The 19,554-nt window shown below is 38.9% G+C and carries 21 protein-coding genes and 1 pseudogene; 14 read left to right on the forward strand and 8 right to left on the reverse strand.

The genetic code is table 11. The annotated features are described in order from the left end of the window. The 7 genes from LKF16_RS09425 to trxA all read left to right on the forward strand — a co-directional run bounded on the left by LKF16_RS09425 (nt 1) and on the right by trxA (nt 6,390). Nucleotides 1–1,248 carry a PTS sugar transporter subunit IIC gene (locus LKF16_RS09425; RefSeq protein WP_291470833.1) on the forward strand — a complete coding sequence of 416 codons (1,248 nt, stop codon included), beginning with the start codon at nt 1–3 and terminating at the stop codon, nt 1,246–1,248. Continuing rightward, nucleotides 1,248–2,702: a glycoside hydrolase family 1 protein gene (locus LKF16_RS09430; RefSeq protein WP_291470836.1), complete on the forward strand. Its 1,455-nt coding sequence runs from the start codon at nt 1,248–1,250 to the stop codon at nt 2,700–2,702. The genes LKF16_RS09425 and LKF16_RS09430 overlap by 1 nt, the downstream gene beginning before the upstream one ends. Before the next feature lie 198 nt (nt 2,703–2,900). After that, entirely contained in the window at nt 2,901–3,677 is a 777-nt protein-coding gene (locus LKF16_RS09435) for a hypothetical protein (RefSeq protein ID WP_291470838.1), read from the forward strand. A 28-nt stretch (nt 3,678–3,705) separates the two neighbouring features. Then, entirely contained in the window at nt 3,706–4,242 is a 537-nt protein-coding gene (locus tag LKF16_RS09440) for a dihydrofolate reductase family protein (RefSeq protein WP_291470840.1), read from the forward strand. 77 nt (nt 4,243–4,319) lie between these two features. Continuing rightward, on the forward strand, nt 4,320–4,979 hold the full coding sequence (locus tag LKF16_RS09445; RefSeq protein WP_291470842.1) for an ArsR/SmtB family transcription factor: 660 nt from the start codon (nt 4,320–4,322) through the stop codon (nt 4,977–4,979). A gap of 134 nt (nt 4,980–5,113) precedes the next feature. Further along, a complete protein-coding gene (trxB, locus tag LKF16_RS09450) occupies nt 5,114–6,058 on the forward strand; it encodes a thioredoxin-disulfide reductase (RefSeq protein WP_291470844.1) in 945 nt (314 codons plus the stop codon). A gap of 17 nt (nt 6,059–6,075) precedes the next feature. Next, a complete protein-coding gene (trxA, locus tag LKF16_RS09455; protein ID WP_291470846.1) occupies nt 6,076–6,390 on the forward strand; it encodes a thioredoxin in 315 nt (104 codons plus the stop codon). A gap of 90 nt (nt 6,391–6,480) precedes the next feature. On the opposite strand, the gene LKF16_RS09460 is transcribed toward trxA, so the two are convergent. Together LKF16_RS09460 and LKF16_RS09465 are read right to left on the reverse strand one after the other, a co-directional pair. Continuing rightward, entirely contained in the window at nt 6,481–7,179 is a 699-nt protein-coding gene (locus LKF16_RS09460; protein ID WP_291470848.1) for a Bax inhibitor-1/YccA family protein, read from the reverse strand. Nucleotides 7,180–7,311: 132 nt separating this feature from the next. Continuing rightward, entirely contained in the window at nt 7,312–7,893 is a 582-nt protein-coding gene (locus LKF16_RS09465; RefSeq protein WP_291470850.1) for a hypothetical protein, read from the reverse strand. Between the two features lie 125 nt (nt 7,894–8,018). On the opposite strand from LKF16_RS09465, the gene LKF16_RS09470 reads away from it, so the two are divergent. Continuing rightward, nucleotides 8,019–8,963, forward strand: a complete 945-nt coding sequence (locus LKF16_RS09470; protein ID WP_291470852.1) for a hypothetical protein — start codon at nt 8,019–8,021, stop codon at nt 8,961–8,963. Between the two features lie 11 nt (nt 8,964–8,974). Here the strand turns inward: LKF16_RS09470 and LKF16_RS09475 are convergent, their stop codons facing one another. After that, nucleotides 8,975–9,520 (reverse strand): Ltp family lipoprotein, encoded by a 546-nt coding sequence (locus LKF16_RS09475; RefSeq protein ID WP_291470854.1) that lies wholly within the window; start codon nt 9,518–9,520, stop codon nt 8,975–8,977. Nucleotides 9,521–9,636: 116 nt separating this feature from the next. Further along, nucleotides 9,637–10,161 (reverse strand): hypothetical protein, encoded by a 525-nt coding sequence (locus LKF16_RS09480; protein ID WP_291470856.1) that lies wholly within the window; start codon nt 10,159–10,161, stop codon nt 9,637–9,639. A 132-nt stretch (nt 10,162–10,293) separates the two neighbouring features. Here LKF16_RS09480 and LKF16_RS09485 point away from each other — a divergent pair, with 132 nt between their 5' ends. After that, complete coding sequence (locus LKF16_RS09485) at nt 10,294–10,758, forward strand: hypothetical protein (RefSeq protein ID WP_291470858.1); 465 nt, start codon at nt 10,294–10,296, stop codon at nt 10,756–10,758. Nucleotides 10,759–10,850: 92 nt separating this feature from the next. After that, nucleotides 10,851–11,195: a hypothetical protein gene (locus LKF16_RS09490; protein ID WP_291470860.1), complete on the forward strand. Its 345-nt coding sequence runs from the start codon at nt 10,851–10,853 to the stop codon at nt 11,193–11,195. Nucleotides 11,196–11,281: 86 nt separating this feature from the next. On the opposite strand, the gene asnA is transcribed toward LKF16_RS09490, so the two are convergent. The 3 genes from asnA to LKF16_RS09505 form a co-directional block, all read right to left on the reverse strand. Next, nucleotides 11,282–12,289, reverse strand: a complete 1,008-nt coding sequence (gene asnA, locus LKF16_RS09495) for an aspartate--ammonia ligase (protein ID WP_291470862.1) — start codon at nt 12,287–12,289, stop codon at nt 11,282–11,284. 885 nt (nt 12,290–13,174) lie between these two features. Continuing rightward, a complete protein-coding gene (locus LKF16_RS09500) occupies nt 13,175–13,738 on the reverse strand; it encodes a TetR family transcriptional regulator (protein WP_291470864.1) in 564 nt (187 codons plus the stop codon). A 95-nt stretch (nt 13,739–13,833) separates the two neighbouring features. Further along, on the reverse strand, nt 13,834–15,690 hold the full coding sequence (locus LKF16_RS09505) for an FAD-binding protein (protein WP_291470866.1): 1,857 nt from the start codon (nt 15,688–15,690) through the stop codon (nt 13,834–13,836). Between the two features lie 168 nt (nt 15,691–15,858). Here LKF16_RS09505 and LKF16_RS09510 point away from each other — a divergent pair, with 168 nt between their 5' ends. The 3 genes and pseudogenes from LKF16_RS09510 (at nt 15,859) to LKF16_RS09520 (ending at nt 18,792) form a co-directional block, all read left to right on the forward strand. Beyond that, nucleotides 15,859–16,791 (forward strand): FAD:protein FMN transferase, encoded by a 933-nt coding sequence (locus tag LKF16_RS09510; RefSeq protein WP_291470868.1) that lies wholly within the window; start codon nt 15,859–15,861, stop codon nt 16,789–16,791. A gap of 106 nt (nt 16,792–16,897) precedes the next feature. After that, complete coding sequence (locus LKF16_RS09515; protein ID WP_291470870.1) at nt 16,898–17,509, forward strand: NADPH-dependent FMN reductase; 612 nt, start codon at nt 16,898–16,900, stop codon at nt 17,507–17,509. Nucleotides 17,510–17,524: 15 nt separating this feature from the next. Then, nucleotides 17,525–18,792, forward strand: a pseudogene (locus LKF16_RS09520) (NAD(P)H-dependent oxidoreductase). Nucleotides 18,793–18,825: 33 nt separating this feature from the next. Here LKF16_RS09520 and LKF16_RS09525 read toward each other — a convergent pair. Continuing rightward, complete coding sequence (locus LKF16_RS09525; RefSeq protein ID WP_291470872.1) at nt 18,826–19,011, reverse strand: hypothetical protein; 186 nt, start codon at nt 19,009–19,011, stop codon at nt 18,826–18,828. Between the two features lie 168 nt (nt 19,012–19,179). Between LKF16_RS09525 and LKF16_RS09530 the strand changes: the two genes are divergently transcribed. Next, nucleotides 19,180–19,515, forward strand: a complete 336-nt coding sequence (locus LKF16_RS09530; RefSeq protein WP_291470874.1) for a hypothetical protein — start codon at nt 19,180–19,182, stop codon at nt 19,513–19,515. The last annotated feature ends 39 nt before the right edge of the window (nt 19,516–19,554 follow it).

Here is a 19,554-nt window from a genome sequence, read left to right on the forward strand (position 1 = left end):
TTGGACATATTTATGAATTGGATGACAGACAGTTTTGCTCCAAAAGTGAACAAGATTGCCAGAAATCCGTGGATGGATTCGATCCAACAAGCAATTTTATCAGGCATGCCATTGATCCTGATCGGCTCATTTGCGACTATTTTGGGACTGATCAAAGACTACGTGCCAACATTTCCAGATTTTTCATTACTAAATACCTTTTCTTTAGGACTTTTTTCGTTATTTTTAGCTTATCTGATTCCGGAATCAGTTATGAAACATAAGAAACACACTGAAGTATCCAAACAAGCTGGCCTTGCCGGTATCGCATTTTTCCTAATGTTGATTTTTCCAAAGATCAATGCTGCTTCTGGAAAAATCACTTTCGACATGAGTTCATTAGGAACAGCAGGAATGATTGCTGCCTTAGTTTCGGGATTATTTGTCGGATTCGTGATGAACTTGTTTGCTAACTTCAAACTAGTCAAAGAGGATTCAGCGATTCCCGATTTTGTGGCAGTTTGGTTCAACACGATTTTTCCAATGATCACGATTCTTTTAGTCGGTTGGCTATTCACTTTCCAGCTCAAGATCAATCTGTCGTCAGTGATCAACGCTGCCTTTAGTCCACTGACTGCGTTAGGTCAGAGTTTCTGGGGATTATTGATCTTGACCTTCTTATCATTTGGATTCCTATATTCATTTGGTATCTCAACGTGGGTCTTAACGCCAATCATGTATGCAATCGAACTTCCAGCGATGGCTCAAAATCATGCGGCCTTTGTGGCGGGACGTCCAGCTGCCAATGTCTTCACGGTTGAAGCAGTTGCTTTGACGTTGATCGGTGGCGGTGGTTTAACACTATCGTTATGTTTGATGTTAGCTTTTATGGCAAAGTCAGAACGACTTAGAATTATTGGCAAAGCATCATTAGTTCCAGCTATTTTCAACATTAACGAACCATTAGTATTTGGTGCTCCCGTAGCGTTTAACCCGATTTTGATGATTCCAATGTGGATCAATACTTTAGTAGCGCCAATCTTGTTGTGGCTGACGATGAAAACGAATTTAGTGCCGATTCCACATTCGCCATTCCAATTGTGGTACACGCCATCGCCGATCATGGGTTGGGTCGTGACTAAATCAGTCATGGGCTTGTTGTTTGTTCTGATTTTATTTGCAATTTCATGGGCAATCTACTATCCATTCTTTAAAGTTTATGACCGTCAAGCGGTTGAACAAGATGCCAGTTTAGCTGGGGAAGAGTAATGCGCAACAATAAATATCCGTATTTCCCAGAAAACTTTTTATGGGCAGGGGCTCAGGCCGCTAGTCAAGCAGACGGAGCTTACGGCGTTGAGGGTAAAAAGGCGAACTTGTCTGACTTGCAGCCATTTCAAGCAGGACTGACTAACAGCGAGATTCAGCAGTTGGAACAAGACGGGATGTCGTTACAAGAGATTCAAAATAATCTTGAAGATGAACAACACTTTTTTCCCAAGCGACACGGAATCGATTTTTATCATACCTATGAAACTGACTTAGAACTATTGGCAAAAGCAGGGTTGAAGGCGTTTCGGACTTCGATCGATTGGTCGCGGGTATTTCCTAACGGCGATGATAAACAACCCAATGAGGTGGCTTTAAAGCATTACGATAAAATGATCAACAAGATGATCGACTTAGGAATTGAGCCGATCATTACGATGATGCATTATGAAATGCCAATCAATTTAACGTTGAATTATGGCGGCTGGGTCAATAAAAATGTCATTACGATGTTCGTTAAATACGGCGAAGTCTTGCTGGACCGTTTCGGCGACCGCGTTAAATATTGGTTGTTGATCAATCAGATCAATATGATCCAAGTTGAGCCTTATTTGTCATTAGGAATCGCGAGCGACCAGTATGAAAATGTCGAAGAAGCTCAGTATCAAGCGGTCCATAATCAGTTGGTCGCTTGTGCGCAGATTCAGCAATACGCCAAGGCAAAACATGACTCACAGTTAAAAATTGGGACCATGGTGGCTGACGGAACAGCGTATCCGCATTCTTGCAAACCTGACGACGTGGTTTTAGCCATGTGGCACAATCGGATGCAGTACTACTTTACTGACGTTGCCTTTCGTGGCGAATATCCGAAGTATGTCTTGAACTACTTTGCTGAAAAAAAGCTGCGGATCAATATTACTGAAGAAGAGCGTCTATTATTAAAAAACAATACCCTAGATTATATGGGCATTTCATATTATTTTTCACAGATGGTCAATGCTTCCAAGAATGACAAGATTCCTTATTCAGTCACTGATAATCCGAATTTAGATGCGACTCCTTGGGGTTGGAACATTGATCCACAAGGGTTGTACAACACATTGTCGCAGTATTGGGATAGGTATCAAAAACCAATCTTGATTGCTGAAAATGGATTTGGCAACTACGATAAATTAGAAGATGGACAAGTTCATGACCAGTATCGGTCTGATTATTTGTCGGCTCATATTGAACAAGTTGGACGAGCTATATACGATGGCGCTGACATTATCGGCTATTGCATGTGGGCACCGATCGATATCATCAGTTGCTCATCGCAACAAATGTCCAAACGCTACGGAATAATTTATGTCGATATCAATGACGAAGGTAAGGGATCACGCAAACGTTACTTGAAAGACAGTTATAAGTGGTATCGTCAAGTTATCACATCAAATGGTTCAAAAATATAAAAAATCGATGTCTGTAGGCATCGATTTTTTTGTATATGAGAAAAACAGTCATATTTGATATTACAAATTGGACAAAATACTTTTATTGAAAATAATTTACATTAAAATGGTTGTATAAACATTTTTTGCTAATCGAGGGGATCTGCCTGCTTCAGAGAAACTGAAACAGGTTTTTGTATCTAATAGGGGGATGTTTTCATGCTCAAAACTAATCGAATAGTGCTCGAGGTCAATGGCAAGACTGTTGAACCAGAGACAATACACAACTGGGAATTTAAACGTTTAGTCAAAGCACACAGACTGTTAACTAATATATACGGTGTTAGATTCAGCGATAATTTCAGTCAATGGGTCAAAACTAAAGATGTGGATGCACTGCAAAACGAGATCTTACGCGTCAAGATGCATGCTGGTGCTGATGCCATGAAAGACATGCTCAAGTCGAAGTATGACATGGGTAATGCCAGTTTAATGATGGCCGAAAAAGTGTCTGGTGGCAGACATAAATTTAGTACGGCTGAAATTGTTGTGCCTGAAAGTTCATTGTCTGTCGATGAGATCAAACAACAATTGTTAGATACTTTGCTGACAGATAACAACATTTATACTAAAGCGAACTTAGCAGCCGAGCCTGACCACTTTGTTTTTCAACAATCTGACGAAAACGTTCAAGAAGTTTTAGAGATAATTGGAAAATCCCCATTTCCAACCCATTACTTTGTCCACTTTAATGACTTAGCAGGCGTACATTCTCCAAAATCAGCAGGTTATGAAGATATCTTGGCGGGGACGTTAAGACTGTCTAACGGCAGCATTATCGGTGGCGTCCACCATCAGATCAAGCCTGAAAAAGCTGGCTTTAGAATCAAAGCAACTGTCGAATTTCCAACTATGACGCCATTGAGTTTGATCCATTCCCACCAAATTCACTTAGCTTGCGAATTTGGGTATTGGATATCAGATATTTTGGACTAGAATGGTGATAAGTTCAGGAGGTAATCTGATGACACGAAAAGTAATTCTTTTTATCGCACAATCGCTCGACGGATACATTGCCAAACGTAACGGCAGCGTCGATTTTTTAAATCATGACAATGGCTATGCACTTGATGTTGACCGCCAGTACGACAAGTTGACTGAACACATCGACACGGTGATCATGGGACGGACGACCTATGACCAAGTAGTCAATGAATTGTCGCCTGATGCGTATCCTTACGTGGATTATCAGTCGTATATTTTGACATCGCATGAGTTGCCAGATACCGAGCACATCCATTTTGTAAATGATGACGTAACTGATTTGGTAACACGTCTAAAGGCTCAACCTTCCAAAAAAGATATTTGGATCATTGGCGGCAGCACCGTGGTCAATCCACTGATGAACGCTAATTTGATCGACACTTTGCAAATTGGGATCGTTCCAGTAGTGTTAGGCTCAGGAATCCCGCTGTTTAACGAGACTGTAGACCCTAAGCGTTTGACTCTGGTCGAGGCGAAAAAAGTGAACAACATTGCCTATCTAGAATATCGCCCATAAGTGTATTAGTTGACGCACAAAATTTTTGCGGTTAAACTATTCAACAAATAAATTGAATAGATTGTGAGGGACTAGATATGCTTGATGAAAAGATGATGAACTATAAAGATAGTCTCTATTCAGAATTAGCTAAGATCGGCAAAAGTCTTTCCAGCGACCGCAGACTAGAGATCATGGACCTTTTGACGCAGGGACCAAAGACCGTCGAGTCCATCGCTAACAATACTGGACTAAGCATTGCCAATACGTCGCGTCACTTGCAGATCTTGCGTGAAGGTAACTTGGTCAAACGTACCAAAGATAAGAATTACGTCGTTTATGCACTAGCTAGTCCTAAGATCATTGAACTAGTCTACTTGCTGCGTGACGTTGGTGAAGACCAGCTTTCAGCAATCAAACAAATTCAAGACGATTATAATGAGTCGGAAAATGTTTATACTCTAACGCTGGAACAAGCCTTTGAAAAAATGCAGAATCAAAATGTAGAATTGTTAGACGTTCGCCCGAAGGATGAATACGATGCTGGACACATCGATCGAGCTAAGAATATTCCAATCGATGACCTAGAATCAGAAGTTAATCGAATTCCTAAAGATAAAGACATTATCGTCTATTGTCGAGGTCACTTATGTGCCTATACTAACCAGGCAACGCACATCTTAAATCAATCCGGACGCAAAGCATATAGTTTGAATGAGAGCTACTACGACTGGAAAAAATATATCGAAGCTAAGTAAAGTCATCGCATCTGCGGTGGCTTTTTTCAGTGGTTAGGATTTTGAGCAAAACCATTGACGAAATTTTAAAACATGTTATCATTTAACTATTCAATAAAGTAGTTGAATAGATACTGACCAAGGGGGCAGACATTTTGGCAGACAAATATGATGTAGTTGTAATTGGTGCCGGTCCTGCAGGAATGACTGCAGCACTTTACGCATCACGTGCAAATTTAAAAGTAGCAATGTTAGACCGTGGGATCTACGGCGGTCAAATGAACAATACAGCTGAGATCGAGAATTATCCCGGATTTAAATCGATCCTCGGACCAGATCTATCCGAAGAAATGTATCAAAGCTCGACTCAATTTGGTGCTGAATATGTCTATGGGACTGTCGAATCAGTCACAGTTGACTCGGATGGCATCAAACATATTCAGACTGATCAAGGCGAGTTGACTGCACCAGCAGTTATCATCGCCACAGGTTCAGAAAGTCGTAAACTTGGCGTTCTCGGCGAAGAAGAATTCAGTGGAAAAGGCGTATCTTACTGTGCCGTCTGTGATGGTGCTTTTTACAAGGACCGTGACGTTGCTGTTATCGGTGGCGGAGATTCTGCCATTGAAGAAGGCATGTATCTAGCAAACTTGGCTAAATCAGTCACAGTTATCCACCGTCGTGACCAATTGCGTGCCCAAAAGATCTTGCAAAGCAGAGCTTTTGCTAACAAAAACATGCATTTCATTTGGGATACAGTAGCTACAGAGATCGTCGGAACAGACCGTAAGATCACAGGTCTCAAATTACACAACAAGAAGACAGGCGAAGATAGTCAAATGGATGTCGACGGCGTATTCATATACGTTGGTGCAAATCCAATGACTGAATCATTTACCGATTTAGGAATCACCAATGAAGCGGGTTGGATCCCAACAAACGACCGCATGGAAACTAACATTCCCGGAATTTATGCAATAGGGGATGTCCGTGACAAAACTTTGCGTCAAATCACCACAGCAGTTGGAGATGCAGGTATTGCAGGTCAAGAAGTATTCTCATACATTTCAAGTTTAAACGACAAAGAATTAGTAAAATAAATCAAAGAGGTGCAATTATGGTTGTAGATATTACCGATAAGACATTTGAAGATGAAACATCAAAGGGCGTAACGCTAACAGATTTTTGGGCAACTTGGTGTCCTCCATGTAAGATGCAAGGACCTATCCTTGACCAATTAGATCAAGAAATTGGCGATAAGGTTAAGTTCACAAAGATGGACGTTGATGCAAACCCAGCAACACCAACAGGTTTTGGTATCATGTCAATTCCAACCTTGATCATTAAAAAAGATGGCCAAGTAGTTGAAAAGTTAGTTGGACTACATCAAAAGGCTCAATTGAAAGAAGTTTTAGCAAAATATCGTGACTAATATCAAAAGACGGACAAACGCATAATACTGCGATGTCCGTCTTTTTTGCATCAAAAAACTCCATCTCAGTTCAGAAATGGAGTTATGAGTTTAATTGTTGTTACCGAAGATTGAAAGTAGACTCAACAATACGTTGATGAAGTCGAGTACTAAGTTGATCGAAGCAACTAGTGCGATGGCACCAAGCGTTTCTGAACCTTGAGCTTGTTCGTAGATACGTTTGATGTTTTGAGCATCAAAGGCGATGTAGAACAAGAATACTACGATAACGGCGATGTTGATACCTAGCATCAAGAGTGAACTCTTGAAGAAGACTAAGTTGATAATTGAAACGGCGATAATTGAGATCAAGCCGATCAATAAAGTTCTGCTCCAAGTTGTTAAGTCCTTCTTAGTGAAGTAACCGAACAATGATGAAACGATGAAGATCACTGAAGTAACAACTAACGCTTGAGTAATGCTTTGGGCTGAGTAAGCGTAGAAAATCGGAATACCGAATACAGCAAATGTCGTTAAGAACAACACGTAACTGATAAAGGTCATAAAGTACGACCGAGTCGCAAAGGCATTAGCCATACTAATGAATCCAAATGCAACAGCCATGATCACGATTGAAAAAATTACCGGATGCGATACCATTCCGCTCATGACCACTTTTGACAATGCAGCATTTCTGGCGATGGCGTTAGCAACTAACAACCAGAATGCCACACCCAATCCAGTGTACAAGTACACCAGTGAAGTGAAACGAGCTAAGCCATTAGCTCTAGATTTATCTATTGTTTGCATAACGTCCTCCTTTTGGTATTGAATAGTATAACAAATTTGATAAGTAGTAACAGTATTTAGATTTGAATTACACAGAAAAACCACGAATGATTCAAGATTATTGATTAAAAATTTTTGATAAACAAAATAGATTTATTTAATAAAAATATCTTTAACAAATCCTCTAAAATTTTGAGTAAATTTAACATCTTGCTTGTTATCTGCAATCGAACCGTATCGAAGGTTAGAATTTATAGGTTGATAATAATATTTAGCATCAAAATTTATTTTAACTGAATAAGCAGGTAGGTTTTCAGTTGTTGCTAAAGAGAAAGCTATATATTCATTTGCTGAAAGATTAAATGAATATTTGCCGTCCATATTTTTTGAAGCTTTTTTTAGATAGTTTTGATTATGTCGATACTTATTGGGAGTTTCGGGATCAATTAATAACAAAGTTATTTGACACGAATTATTTGGAACTCCGAAAATCCAAACAAAATTTTGTGTTGATGTATTAGTTTCTTTATATGCTAAAGAACATGGATAAGATTTAGAAAATCTATTAAATCCGTCCATATCTGTTCTCGTTATTAATACTTTTTGATATGTATAACGTTTGTCTGAAAACCATATGAAAAACAAAAAAATAAGCGGAATAATAATAAAAATAACATTCCAACCCAAGCCTTGAATATCAAAAAGTTCTGAAAAAATTGTATCGCTATGTGGCATTAATATACTCCTTAAGAATGATCGTTATTGAAATTAAATTTTAACCAGTTTGTACAGACTTTTTCAACCAAAGAAATTTTGTTATAATAAACTGTATACAATATACAATTTATGTGGAGAACATTATGCAAGACTACACTGAAGAACTAAATAATCCTGAAACCAACTACTTTGTACTAGATTCAGGATCGAACGTAAATCATGATGACATAGACTTTAAAGCCTACAGCTGGCGAAAAGATCTTAATAAAAAAATCAAAGCTGGTGACTTGTTCATTTACAGACGATCCGGTGGAGGTTCTGAATTTTCAAATCTCTTCTACCTATTTGGTACAGGCAAAATTGGGCAGACGTTAGTCGGTAGTGATACTAAAACAAGAGCTTTAGTCCGAGTCGAAAAACCATACGTATTCAATAGGAAGTTAATGAAACCTGAACTAACGACCTTTCCATGGCATTTCAAGAAATATAAGGGTAAGTGGAGTAATTTTTTTAACATGAATGGTGTTACTTTTATTGATAAAGAAGATTTTGTTAACTTGCTCCAATTCCAAAATGACCTGTGTGGGGAAGTCCCCCAATTAACTGATGTTCAAGAAAAACTTGCTGCGTATATTTATGCCGATATGAAGATGGAGAATTACTTTGTTGAGGATAAAATCGGCGTCATGGACACTCGAGTCCCTGCAGATAAGATTTTTAACGATGAGGTCCGAGGAAGCTATCGTTATAAATGTCCGGTAACAAGTACTGTCGATCCAGCTGATTTGAAAGTCGTCAGAATCGTGCCTTGGGAAGATAACAAGAACACCCGCATGGATCCGAAAAACGGTTTGATGTTTGAAACTTGGTTAGCAGTTGCATTTGAACAAGGATACGTGTCTTATTCAGATGAAGGGCGGATGGTCGTCTCACAGGACGTGGTTCATAATGAAGAACTGTTTTCTAAAGTAGAACGTTATCGCAAAATTAAATTACGCATGAATCGTAAATTCTCACCGAAAAAAGAATATTTTGCTTATCATCGAGAACATATATTTAGAGACCAAAAAAACCATCTATTAATTTAGATGGCTTTTTGTTACTTCGCTAAATGTTCTATTGCGTAATTGGCCTCTTCTGGTGTGAATTTTTCACCGTAATCCGATGTAAGCTGGTCTCTTATGGCATCTGGAGACATGGACATGTGATCTTGATAAGATTTTGCTTTTTTCAAAGCATTTTCGTTATAGTCAGCGTTTAGATTATCAACGGCATAATTTGCAGCTTCTTCAGAAAATTTTTCACCATATTCTGAAGTTAGTTGGTCAAAAATCCTTTTTTTAGACATGTGCATTAATGATGAGTAAGATTTTGCTTTTGTTAACGCAGAACTATATTCTACAGGTACTGAAGGTTTTGATTCCTTAGTTTGTTGGCTAACCTTATTGTCTGCATTTTCAGTGTTTTTACTACTATTATCTTTAGCTTTGTTGCTGCCTGATTGGGCAACTTTTGCATGTTCACCGTTTGACTCAGTTTTTGATGATGTGTTTACGGCATAGGTAATGATTCCGAATAAGATAATTAGCCAGAACCACCATCTTTTATATATTTTTTTCTTTGGCTTCTCGTTTTGTGAATTCATATTTAAATTCCCCCTTAAAACATTGATCATTAAATCATACAGGGATTTTTCGTAAATTCTATTTCTTTATCGGATTGTATTTATGTTTAGAATTGGCCAAAATTGGATGAATGTTTTTATGATTTTGTATTAATAAATTCCGATACCTTTGCGGTGGGGTGCTTGATGTACTTAATTACTTTGGAATCTTGCTCTACTGCGTACAGCTGAACTTCTGGATCTGGTTCTTCAATGTACTTAATGTTTTCCGGTTCGTCGTCTATGACGTACATCTGCATATCTAAGGTTGGATAATCCCATTCGCTGATTTTCTCAGGATGATAAAAGACGGCTGCGTTGTCGATTTTTTCATCTGGATATTTCACTGTCCAAAGATTATCGAAGTCATATCTCACGGCTTCAATCGACACTTCTACATTCGGATTTTTAATGAATTGATAAAGTGTTGAATCATTTTCGAGCATGCTGATTTGTTCGTCCGGAGAGACAAGATCGACGAGCTTCTGATCGGGTAAATCCAGTGAACGTATCAAATTAGGACTGGGGCTATATATATAATGAAGATTCGTGATGTCTTGCTTTACCAAGGCAATCTGCTCTTTTTCAGTCATTGTATTTAATAGAAGATATTTATTTGTCATCAGGTCCTCCAATGAATTCGATCTATTATTGATCGAACTGACTCGCAAATCAATTAGAAATAAAAATTATTATGCATTGTCGGTCAATGCCATTTATAATATTTACTATGAAGATATTTGGAGGAGTAATACATGACTGACTCAAACAACACTCACTTACACATGGACCACAATCCTAAAAATTCACCTTTGGCTGACATTGTCGATAACACGCTCAGCTTTTTCGAAGAATACTTAGATCTTGAAAATTTTGTTTCTGGAGCAACTCATACGTTGCCTGTCACATATGTGATCAAAAGCAAGATTGCACGTTTAGAACCGGATACTAGCTATCAACTTGATGAAGCGGACGACGATAAGGATATCGCCATTGTTGATGAATTTTTAACCTCGCGCGACTTTGCCAACTTCCGCCTATTATCGAACGGTGAACATTTCTACATGGTCGACGATACAGTGGGGGATGTCCCTAGAATCTTAGCAGCCAATGGCGACAATCAACTAGTCGAATTGACTGATTTGACGACGGTTGATGATAGTCAGGACCGCGATGTTCAATACTTCTACATGGCTGAAAAAGCTAATGAGAATAAGTAAACTTTTTGCTAGTTCAATACTTTGTGAAACTTTCTGATATCAGTTAAAATGAAGTTGGTAGCATATAAATATTCTTATAGGAGGGCTTTGTGATGAAGAAACTCTTTTATAGTTTATTTTTTGTGGCGCTAATGTCGTTGAATAGTTTGTTTACACTTAATGCAGTTGCTGAAGCCCAAACCTGTTGGGACGGAACAGAGCGGCAGTGCGATGGTTCAATGGCTCGACAAGGATATGGACGCGGACAGCATCATCGGATAAATGCTAACTCGCAACCTCGATATAACATGATGAACAACGTAGACACGAACGCTGATCAAAATGTTTTTCGAGGACCAGGTTTCATGCAGCAAGGATATAAATATAATCACTCTGAATTTTTGACTAATTGTGTTAGGATGAATAATCCTAATTACTTAATGCAAGGACAACCGTAACACGATCGAATAGATATGCTACCTTACTTGTAATTGGTCAAAACAAAAAGCCGTCGAATTTTCGACGGCTTTTTGCGTATCTAATATTATAGGATATGAATGTTGTACTTAGCGCAATCTTTGATATATTCTTCTGGCCAAACGCTGGCTTGTACTTCGCCGACATGAGCTTTACCAAGAAGTAACATACATAGACGTGATTGACCGATACCACCACCGATAGTGAATGGAAGTTCTTCAGACATGATCATCTTGTGATATGGCAATTCTAGTCTTTGTTCTTCACCTGTGATCTTCAATTGTTCTGCCATTGATTTAGCATCAACACGAACACCCATTGAAGAAATTTCGATAGCTTGTTGCAATGGTTCGTACCAGAACATGATGTCACCGTTTAGTTTCCAGTCATCGTAATCAGGGGCACGTAAGTCATGAGGCTTGCCACTCTTTAGAGCACCACCGATTTGTTCGATGAAGACGCATCCGAGTTCCTTAGTAATGGCGTTTTCACGTTCTCTAGGTGTCTTGTCTGGCCATCTGTCTTCAAGTTCTTGTGATGTTACGAAGTGAATTTCATCAGGTAAGTGGTGAACTGCTTCGGGGAACTTGTACCAAACTTCGTGTTCCATATGCTTGATAACTTTGAAAATTTCTTTAACAGTAGCTTCAAGCGTTTCTTTTGTACGATCTTCTTTTTTGATAACTTTTTCCCAGTCCCATTGGTCAACGTAGATTGAGTGGAAGTTGTCGAGGTCTTCGTCTTTTCTGATGGCATTCATGTTAGTGTAAAGACCTTCGCCTAGTTGGAAGTCGTAATGTTTCAAAGCCCAGCGTTTCCACTTAGCAAGTGAGTGGACGATTTCGATTGTTTTACCTGGCATGTCTTTCATTTCAAAGGATACAGGTTTTTCAACACCGTTAAGGTTATCATTTAGACCAGTGTCCTTTTCAAGAAACATTGGTGCAGAAATACGTGAAAGGTTCAATTCTTTACCGAATTCATCTTGGAATGTTTCACGAATGAAACGAATTGCAGCTTGTGTTTGTTTCGTTGTTAATTTTGGTTCGTAGTCCTTCGGTTTAATAATATGCATGATAACTCTCCTTTAAAAATTTTTTTAGATAAATCCGATCGAAATGGAGGTAATAAAAAAAGCCTTCCATCCCTAATAAAAGGGACGAAAGACTTTTCGCGGTACCACCCAGTTTGCTTATCCGAAAATAAGCCACCTTAATAAGAGTACTAACATACTCCACTGGCTGATAACGTCCCAGTCACACGTCCAAACCTAATTTGAAAAATCATTTCAGTTGGAAACATTTAGAAAGTGTTATTCAGAAATCTCTGCTCTGTTCGGGTTCTCACCATTCCCGATTCACTGTCAGATTGAGAAAACTTACTCCTCTTTCGTACGTCTTTATCTTGTTGATGTAATTTATACTAGCATTATTTTTGCAGTTGTAAACCCTAAAATTAAAAAAATTCAAATATGAACTAATAATCATAAACAATAGATCATCGATAAACGCTATTCTAATAGGGGTTGATTTGATAATTATGAACTTTGAAAAAATTAATTTTAATAATATTAAAATGGCTGTCGTGAATTAGAGTGGGGGATTCAAATATAATTGGTACATCTGAATTATCGATCAATAAATGATATTTTTAACGTTTTACAGCAATAAATTGAAAATTAATTTAGGTCAAACCACAAATAATCGAAAAATTATATAAATAATAAACAAATTTGTAAAAAAATCTCCCAAAATGTTACATAGCGACTCTCATAGCGGTATACTACCAGTAGTTGTTGCGATGAGATAAAACTTTTTTTGGAAATTTTGCGTGAATTGTCTGGGACTCACGTTCAGTTTTATTGAGTAACCAAATATGGGATAGATGAAGGTTCAATCCTTTCTATACACGTAAAAAGAGATAATGCCATACTGGGTTTTGGCATTATCTCTTTTTTTATTTATTCTGCTTTGATCGATGATTTAAATAAAAAGATGATCAAGTTCGTCATATCCGTATCCGACAAATTATTGTCGGTAAACAGCCATTGATTGATCAAGTATTCTAATTCCTTGAAATATACTGTGATCAGCCATGGTGCAATCGTCATCGCAGTATCTTTGTCGAATTTCCCAGTTGAGATCAGAAATTCGGTGAAGTCAGTTTTACGTTCTGAAATCGCCACGTGTAAAAATTCGTCTGAGTCATCCTTTAGGATGCTAATCAATTCATGATTGTCGCGTGCAAAATTCAGGAACTCTTTGATGTAATCGTTGTTCAGTTCACCATTTTCATCAACAGGCGGTATGAAAACATCTTTGAATTTTTCGACCATATATTTCCGTAATGAAAAAATCAGCTGGTCGATACTTGAGTAACGATTGTAAAAAGTTTTGCGACTGATACCTGCCGCTTGTGCTAAAGCTGTGATCGTTATTTTGTTTAGGGGATGCGTTCTCGCCAAGATAATAAACGCATCTAATATAGCATCGTTAGTCTTAGTAATTCGTTTATCCAATGACATCTGATTAGCCCCCTAACTGTTTCTATATTTATTTTAACATACAAAAAACAAAAATATCGTTAGGATATTTTGACCTAACGATATTTCATAAATTACTATTCAGTTACTTCATTAGCTTGTTTTAAAGCGTTAGAAACAGCCTCTTTAACAGCCTTGCTTGAAGCGGAAGCACCAGAAATTGAATCGACATCGACGCTGTTTTTAGCCACGATCTCTTTAGGTAATTCTTTGATTGCTTTTAATCCATAATCTTCAGATTCACTTTCCTTCAAGACTTCAACATTTTTGATGTTTTGGTCGTCATCGACTGTGACACGAACGACGACTTCGTTGCCCATGCCTGCAGTTGACTTGCCGATAAATTGATTTTTGCCAGTTTCGAATTTTTCATCGCCGGCATCTGAACCAAGACCTCCAGCATTAGTTGTGCCAGCTGATTTAGATGCACTGGCAGTAGCGTCAGTTTGACTGGCTGGTTCAACGACTTGAGCCTTGACCTTGGCAGCTTCTTCACCAGCAATCTTACCAAAGACTAAGTCTTCAGCTAAGTTGCTGCCGCCATTGTATTTACGTCCCATCAAACTGCCGAGTTCGCCGACAGCATATAGGTGAGGGATGACGTTGCCATCTGGATCTAAGACTTCAGTCTTCTTATTGTGGACTGGACCACCTTGAGTGTTCAAGAGCCCTTGGACCATTGGAAGTGCGTAGTATGGACCATCTGAGTTGAATGGAGTCAAAGTATCGCCATCACGATGGAAAGCAGCATCGTAGCCTTTTTTAGCAAAGCGGTTGAAGTCTTTGATCGTGTTCTTCAAAACTTTGTTAGAAACGCCCATGACTTTCGACAATGCCTTCAAAGTATCGACCTTGATAACTTGTTTCATAAATTCTGGATATGGAGCTTCGGTGTCATTGACCAATTCATCGTATTTCTTCTCGTCGAAGATCACGTAAGGATGAATTTGGGCATTAGGGATCCGCCATTGGCCGTGATTTTGAATGTGTCCGTGACGGTGCATTTCATTTTCATCGAAGTAACGAGTTCCATCGTCGCCAACGACCATCAAGCTGCCTTGATGGAAGGCAGGCCAGTCGAATGGCAAAAATTGGGAACGTTGACCAGCTTCTGGTTTTGGAGTTAGTCCATGGAAAATACCATATGATTCGTAGTTTGCCATGTTGTAAAGCTTTGCACCCACATCTTCAGCCATTTTGACGCCGGCACCTTTGTTGTAGAGCGAACCAATAGGATTCAAGCTAGTCTCGCCTAAATAGTTTTCGACCATTTCGGGATTATTCTCAAATCCACCAGTTGCCATAACGACACCGTTATTAGCCTTAACATTCAACAGTTTGCCATCACGTTTGATTTCAACGCCAATGACAGACTTGATGTATGGGTCTTGGAAAATGTGTTCAGCCGGAGTTTCGTACAAGACGTCGATCGAATCAGCACGGTCGAGCACTTGTTGACGTAGATTCTTCCACAAAGCAGAATCAGCAACACCTTCGTGAACGGCGACTAAGTCATGCGTTCCTTGTCCACGTAATTCTGGGTATTCGTGGCGCATGAACCACAAAGCCTGTGAGACGTCAGAATCAGGATGGTCAGCCATCACAAAAGGCTTAACGCCTAAATATTTTTTCAAAAAGTTTGGCATGTCGTAGAGACCCTGCACGTATGTTTCCATTAAATCTTTATCGTAATGAAGCGGATCAGCTAGATCATCGTAGTAATCGCGCAAGTCTTGCAAGTTGCTACCAGTAGAGATAACTTGACCGGCGTATCTAGTATTTCCTCCTTCATGTCCTTCAGGAGCGGAATCGACGATCAATACTTTGGATCCATTGTCAGCTGCAAAACGAGCTGCAGTTGCACCAGCACCACCGAAACCTAAAACGACAACATCATAAGTTGCGTCCCAGTTTGAATTAACGCTCTTAAACATAATGTTCACTCCTTTAAAATTAACCTTATTGATTAATATAACTCTTTTGAATAAATAATGCGGATTTTCTTGTGAAAAACTGTTCAAAATTGCCCCTAACAGCAGGATAATATATGTGTTAGATTAGCATTGAAAAGTTTATAAATAAAAACGAGGGAAGAGTTGCCAATGGGAATGATCAATAAAAAGTATTATGCCTTAGGTACAGTGATAAATCTGTCAGTCGCACCGCCGGCAACAGAGAAGGACTTGGATTCAGCCTATCAATTGATCCAACACTACGAGGACAAGTTGACGGTCAATCGAGCTGAATCAGAAGTAATGTCAGTCAATCACAATGCCGGAATCAAGGCAGTTTCGGTACCAGAAGACACATACGACCTGATCAAAAAGGCCGTCGTTGTTAGTCAAAGACATTTAGGCTTTAATGTGGCGATCGGTCCACTGGTCAAGCTGTGGAAAATTGGTTTCAAGGGTGCTAATAAACCAGCGGATTCCGACATCAGACAACGTTTGACCGAGATCGACCCGTTTCAGATCGAATTAAACGATTCCGACCAGTCAGTTTTTTTGAAAAAAACTGGCATGGAAATCGACTTAGGTGGTATTGCTAAAGGCTGGATAGCCGACCGTATCAAAGAACTTTGGGAAAAATCTGGCGTTAAATCTGGCATCATCGATCTCGGTGGAAACATTTTGCTAGTCGGTAAGAGTTTACGTCCAGATTCACAGTGGCGGATCGGCATCCAAAATCCAGTCGAAAAAAGAAACGTCCCATTAGGAGTATTGCAAACAGCTGCCAAATCAATTGGAACGTCAGGAATTTATGAACGGAAACTAGTCATTTACGGACACTCGTATCATCACATGTTCGATTCGTTGACCGGCTATCCGATCGACAACAATTTAGCTTCAGTGACGATCATTTCTGATCGTTCAGTCGATGGCGAGATCTGGTCAACGATTGGCTTTTATCAAGGGATGAAAAAGGGCTTGGCACTCTTAGAAACAGAGCCAGGGATCGAAGCAATTTTTATCACCAGAGATCTAGAAGTAAAAACAACCAGTGGTCTGAAAAACACTTTTTCGGTCGTTGGCTAAATAAAAATGTAAACGTTTTAAAACTTTGATTGATTTATCACAAGATTATATTTAAAATATATAATATAGGAATATTAAAGGTTTAATTGAAAGGATGGATAACTTAATGAAGAAGTTTATCGCCATAGTTGGTTCTAACTCAAAAAATTCTACTAACCGTAAATTATTACAATTCATGCAAAAACATTTTAGTAAAGAGGCTGATATTGAATTAGTCGAAATCAAGGACTTGCCAATTTTTAAGAAGAGTCCTGAAAAGACTGTTCCTGAATATGCCATTCAAGTTGCTAACAAAATTGAAGCAGCTGACGGTGTTATCATCGGAACTCCAGAATACGATCACTCGATCCCAGCCGCACTTTCAAGTGCCTTAGCTTGGTTATCATATGGACAACATCCATTTGTCGACAAGCCAGTTATGATCACCGGTGCATCATATGGTTCACTGGGCTCATCACGTGCTCAAGCACAATTGCGTCAGATCTTAGATTCACCAGAGATTAAGGCACGTATCATGCCTAGTTCAGAATTCTTATTAGGTCACTCGCTACAAGCCTTTGACGACAACGGCGACTTGAAAGACAAGGATACGCTTAAACAATTGGATGGATTGTTTGAAGACTTTTTAAAGTTTGTTGGTATCTCAGAACAATTGGGTGACGCTACAGCAGCCAACATGGAAAAAGCTGAAAACTTCAATTGGGAAGATAATAAGTAGAGGGAGAAATAAAATATGAAATTAGTCGGTATTGCAGGTTCGATGCAGATCAATCATATAACCGTATGCTATTAAAATTTATTGCTACACATTTCAGTAGCCAAGTAGATGTTGAAATTTTGGATATCAACGATATCCCAATGTTTAATCAAGATGAAGACATCTCAGATGGGGATGCTATCCAATACATCTCAAACAAGATCAAACAAGCTGACGGTGTGATCATCGCTACGCCAGAACATAACCACACAGTTCCAGCTGCTTTGAAGAGTTTGATTGAATGGCTTTCATTCAGCATTCATCCACTAGATGGCAAACCAGTCTTGATCGTTGGTGCTAGTTACTATACACAAGGTTCATCACGTGCACAATTGCATCTCAGACAAATCTTGGAAGCACCTGGCGTTAATGCTGTTTGTTTACCAGGAAACGAAGTCCTTTTGGGCAATGTTAAAGAAGCCTTTGATGACAAGGGCAACTTGAAAGACCAAGGAACGATCGACTTTATTCATGGAACACTAAACAAGTTCATCAAGTTCGTTAAAGTTATCAACCAAGTTGACCAACAAGACGACAGTTCTTATGAAGAAGAAGACCTTGATGCCAACAATCCAGTTGACACAACCGTTACAAATGTTGATATGAACGCTAAAGATTGGGTCGAACAAGCAGCAGTTAAGACAAATGCTACAGACGGCAAGGGCTACGTTAAACTTGATCGTGGACTTTTGACAGTCGATCAAATCAACTGGTTCTTACGCACAATGCCAATGGAATTAACTTACGTTGACGACAACAACCAATTCATTTATTACAACAAGACAGGCGAAGGCAAGAGCATGTTAGCCGGACGTACACCAGACCAAGTTGGTGACAAGATGACTGATGTTCACCCACCACGTGCTATTCCTAACGTTAAGAGAGTTATCCACGCCTTACGTACTGGCAAGACTGACCTAGTTTCAATGCCAGTTCCAGGAAATAACGATACTAAACATATCATGCATTACTACAAAGCTATGCATGACGAACAAGGCAACTACCGTGGCGTTAACGAATGGGTTTTAGACTTATGGCCAATCGTTGAGTCATACCTCAAGCAAACAGGTAAAAAGTTAGTTGCAGATCCAAATGCTAAGGTAGACGCAAACGCCGGAGCATCACAAAGTTCAGACAGTGCTGCAGCAGATACAGATGCCAATGCAGGTGCATCAGAAGATGCTAGTCCAGCACCAGAACCAACACCAGATGTAGATGCAAATTCTGGAGCTTCAGAACATTAATAGATTACGAAAAAAGGATCGAGAAATTTTTTCTCAATCCTTTTTATTTGGGTTTCCACATGTAAAGTCAACGAAGAATCGTCTTCTGTCGGCGATTAGATCATCTAATTCATTCAAGTCGTCTAAAGTAGCTTGAGTTCGAATGAATTTTTTGATTTCAGAAAGTTCGTTTTGGCTTTCATTGAGTGTTTCTGGTTGATTATTTTTAACATTATCCATAAATATCACCACTTACTATTTTTTGTGAGTAAATTAAGTATAAGATGTTTCAACAAATACTGATAATATAATGCTTGTGGGTGCGTTTACAGTAATTATTGCTTTACATTCTGAAAATAAAGAACTATGATTTAATTTATATTTTCAGAAAACAATTGGAGGCACTAAATGATGCAACTGAAGAAGTTAGCAACAGGTGTTGTAGTTGTTTTAGCGATGTTCCTTTTCGCATTTACTGTAAACAATACAAATGCCGGAAATAAAGAAGCATACGCAACGACAACTGTGGCCCACAAATCAACAGTTAAAAAGACTGATCTTAAGAACTCTGGACAAGCTAGAGATTTCTTAACTAACAAGTATGGCGACGAAGGTTGGGAAGCAATCAACTACAATAAGAACAAAGATTATTGGACATTCGTAGCCTCAAAAGATAGTCAAAATGGACTCGTCAAAGCAGGACATACCTTATATGTACATGCAGATGGGACAATCGTATATTAGTCAAAGAAAAGCTCATCGAAAGATGGGCTTTTTGAGTAC

The sequence above is a fragment of the Companilactobacillus sp. genome (genome assembly GCF_022484265.1).
GTDB lineage: Bacteria > Bacillota > Bacilli > Lactobacillales > Lactobacillaceae > Companilactobacillus.

Excerpts from the sequence above, each read along its gene's own strand:
- LKF16_RS09470 (WP_291470852.1), top strand. The coding sequence starts at position 8,019 with ATGCAAGACTACACTGAAGAACTAAATAATCCTGAAACCAACTACTTT.
- LKF16_RS09505 (WP_291470866.1), bottom strand. The coding sequence starts at position 15,690 with ATGTTTAAGAGCGTTAATTCAAACTGGGACGCAACTTATGATGTTGTC.
- LKF16_RS09490 (WP_291470860.1), top strand. The coding sequence starts at position 10,851 with ATGAAGAAACTCTTTTATAGTTTATTTTTTGTGGCGCTAATGTCGTTG.
- LKF16_RS09460 (WP_291470848.1), bottom strand. The coding sequence starts at position 7,179 with ATGCAAACAATAGATAAATCTAGAGCTAATGGCTTAGCTCGTTTCACT.
- trxA (WP_291470846.1), top strand. The coding sequence starts at position 6,076 with ATGGTTGTAGATATTACCGATAAGACATTTGAAGATGAAACATCAAAG.
- LKF16_RS09515 (WP_291470870.1), top strand. The coding sequence starts at position 16,898 with ATGAAGAAGTTTATCGCCATAGTTGGTTCTAACTCAAAAAATTCTACT.
- LKF16_RS09445 (WP_291470842.1), top strand. The coding sequence starts at position 4,320 with ATGCTTGATGAAAAGATGATGAACTATAAAGATAGTCTCTATTCAGAA.
- LKF16_RS09525 (WP_291470872.1), bottom strand. The coding sequence starts at position 19,011 with ATGGATAATGTTAAAAATAATCAACCAGAAACACTCAATGAAAGCCAA.
- LKF16_RS09430 (WP_291470836.1), top strand. The coding sequence starts at position 1,248 with ATGCGCAACAATAAATATCCGTATTTCCCAGAAAACTTTTTATGGGCA.
- LKF16_RS09440 (WP_291470840.1), top strand. The coding sequence starts at position 3,706 with ATGACACGAAAAGTAATTCTTTTTATCGCACAATCGCTCGACGGATAC.
- LKF16_RS09485 (WP_291470858.1), top strand. The coding sequence starts at position 10,294 with ATGACTGACTCAAACAACACTCACTTACACATGGACCACAATCCTAAA.
- LKF16_RS09500 (WP_291470864.1), bottom strand. The coding sequence starts at position 13,738 with ATGTCATTGGATAAACGAATTACTAAGACTAACGATGCTATATTAGAT.
- LKF16_RS09480 (WP_291470856.1), bottom strand. The coding sequence starts at position 10,161 with ATGACAAATAAATATCTTCTATTAAATACAATGACTGAAAAAGAGCAG.
- LKF16_RS09510 (WP_291470868.1), top strand. The coding sequence starts at position 15,859 with ATGGGAATGATCAATAAAAAGTATTATGCCTTAGGTACAGTGATAAAT.
- LKF16_RS09435 (WP_291470838.1), top strand. The coding sequence starts at position 2,901 with ATGCTCAAAACTAATCGAATAGTGCTCGAGGTCAATGGCAAGACTGTT.
- LKF16_RS09465 (WP_291470850.1), bottom strand. The coding sequence starts at position 7,893 with ATGCCACATAGCGATACAATTTTTTCAGAACTTTTTGATATTCAAGGC.
- asnA (WP_291470862.1), bottom strand. The coding sequence starts at position 12,289 with ATGCATATTATTAAACCGAAGGACTACGAACCAAAATTAACAACGAAA.
- LKF16_RS09475 (WP_291470854.1), bottom strand. The coding sequence starts at position 9,520 with ATGAATTCACAAAACGAGAAGCCAAAGAAAAAAATATATAAAAGATGG.
- LKF16_RS09530 (WP_291470874.1), top strand. The coding sequence starts at position 19,180 with ATGATGCAACTGAAGAAGTTAGCAACAGGTGTTGTAGTTGTTTTAGCG.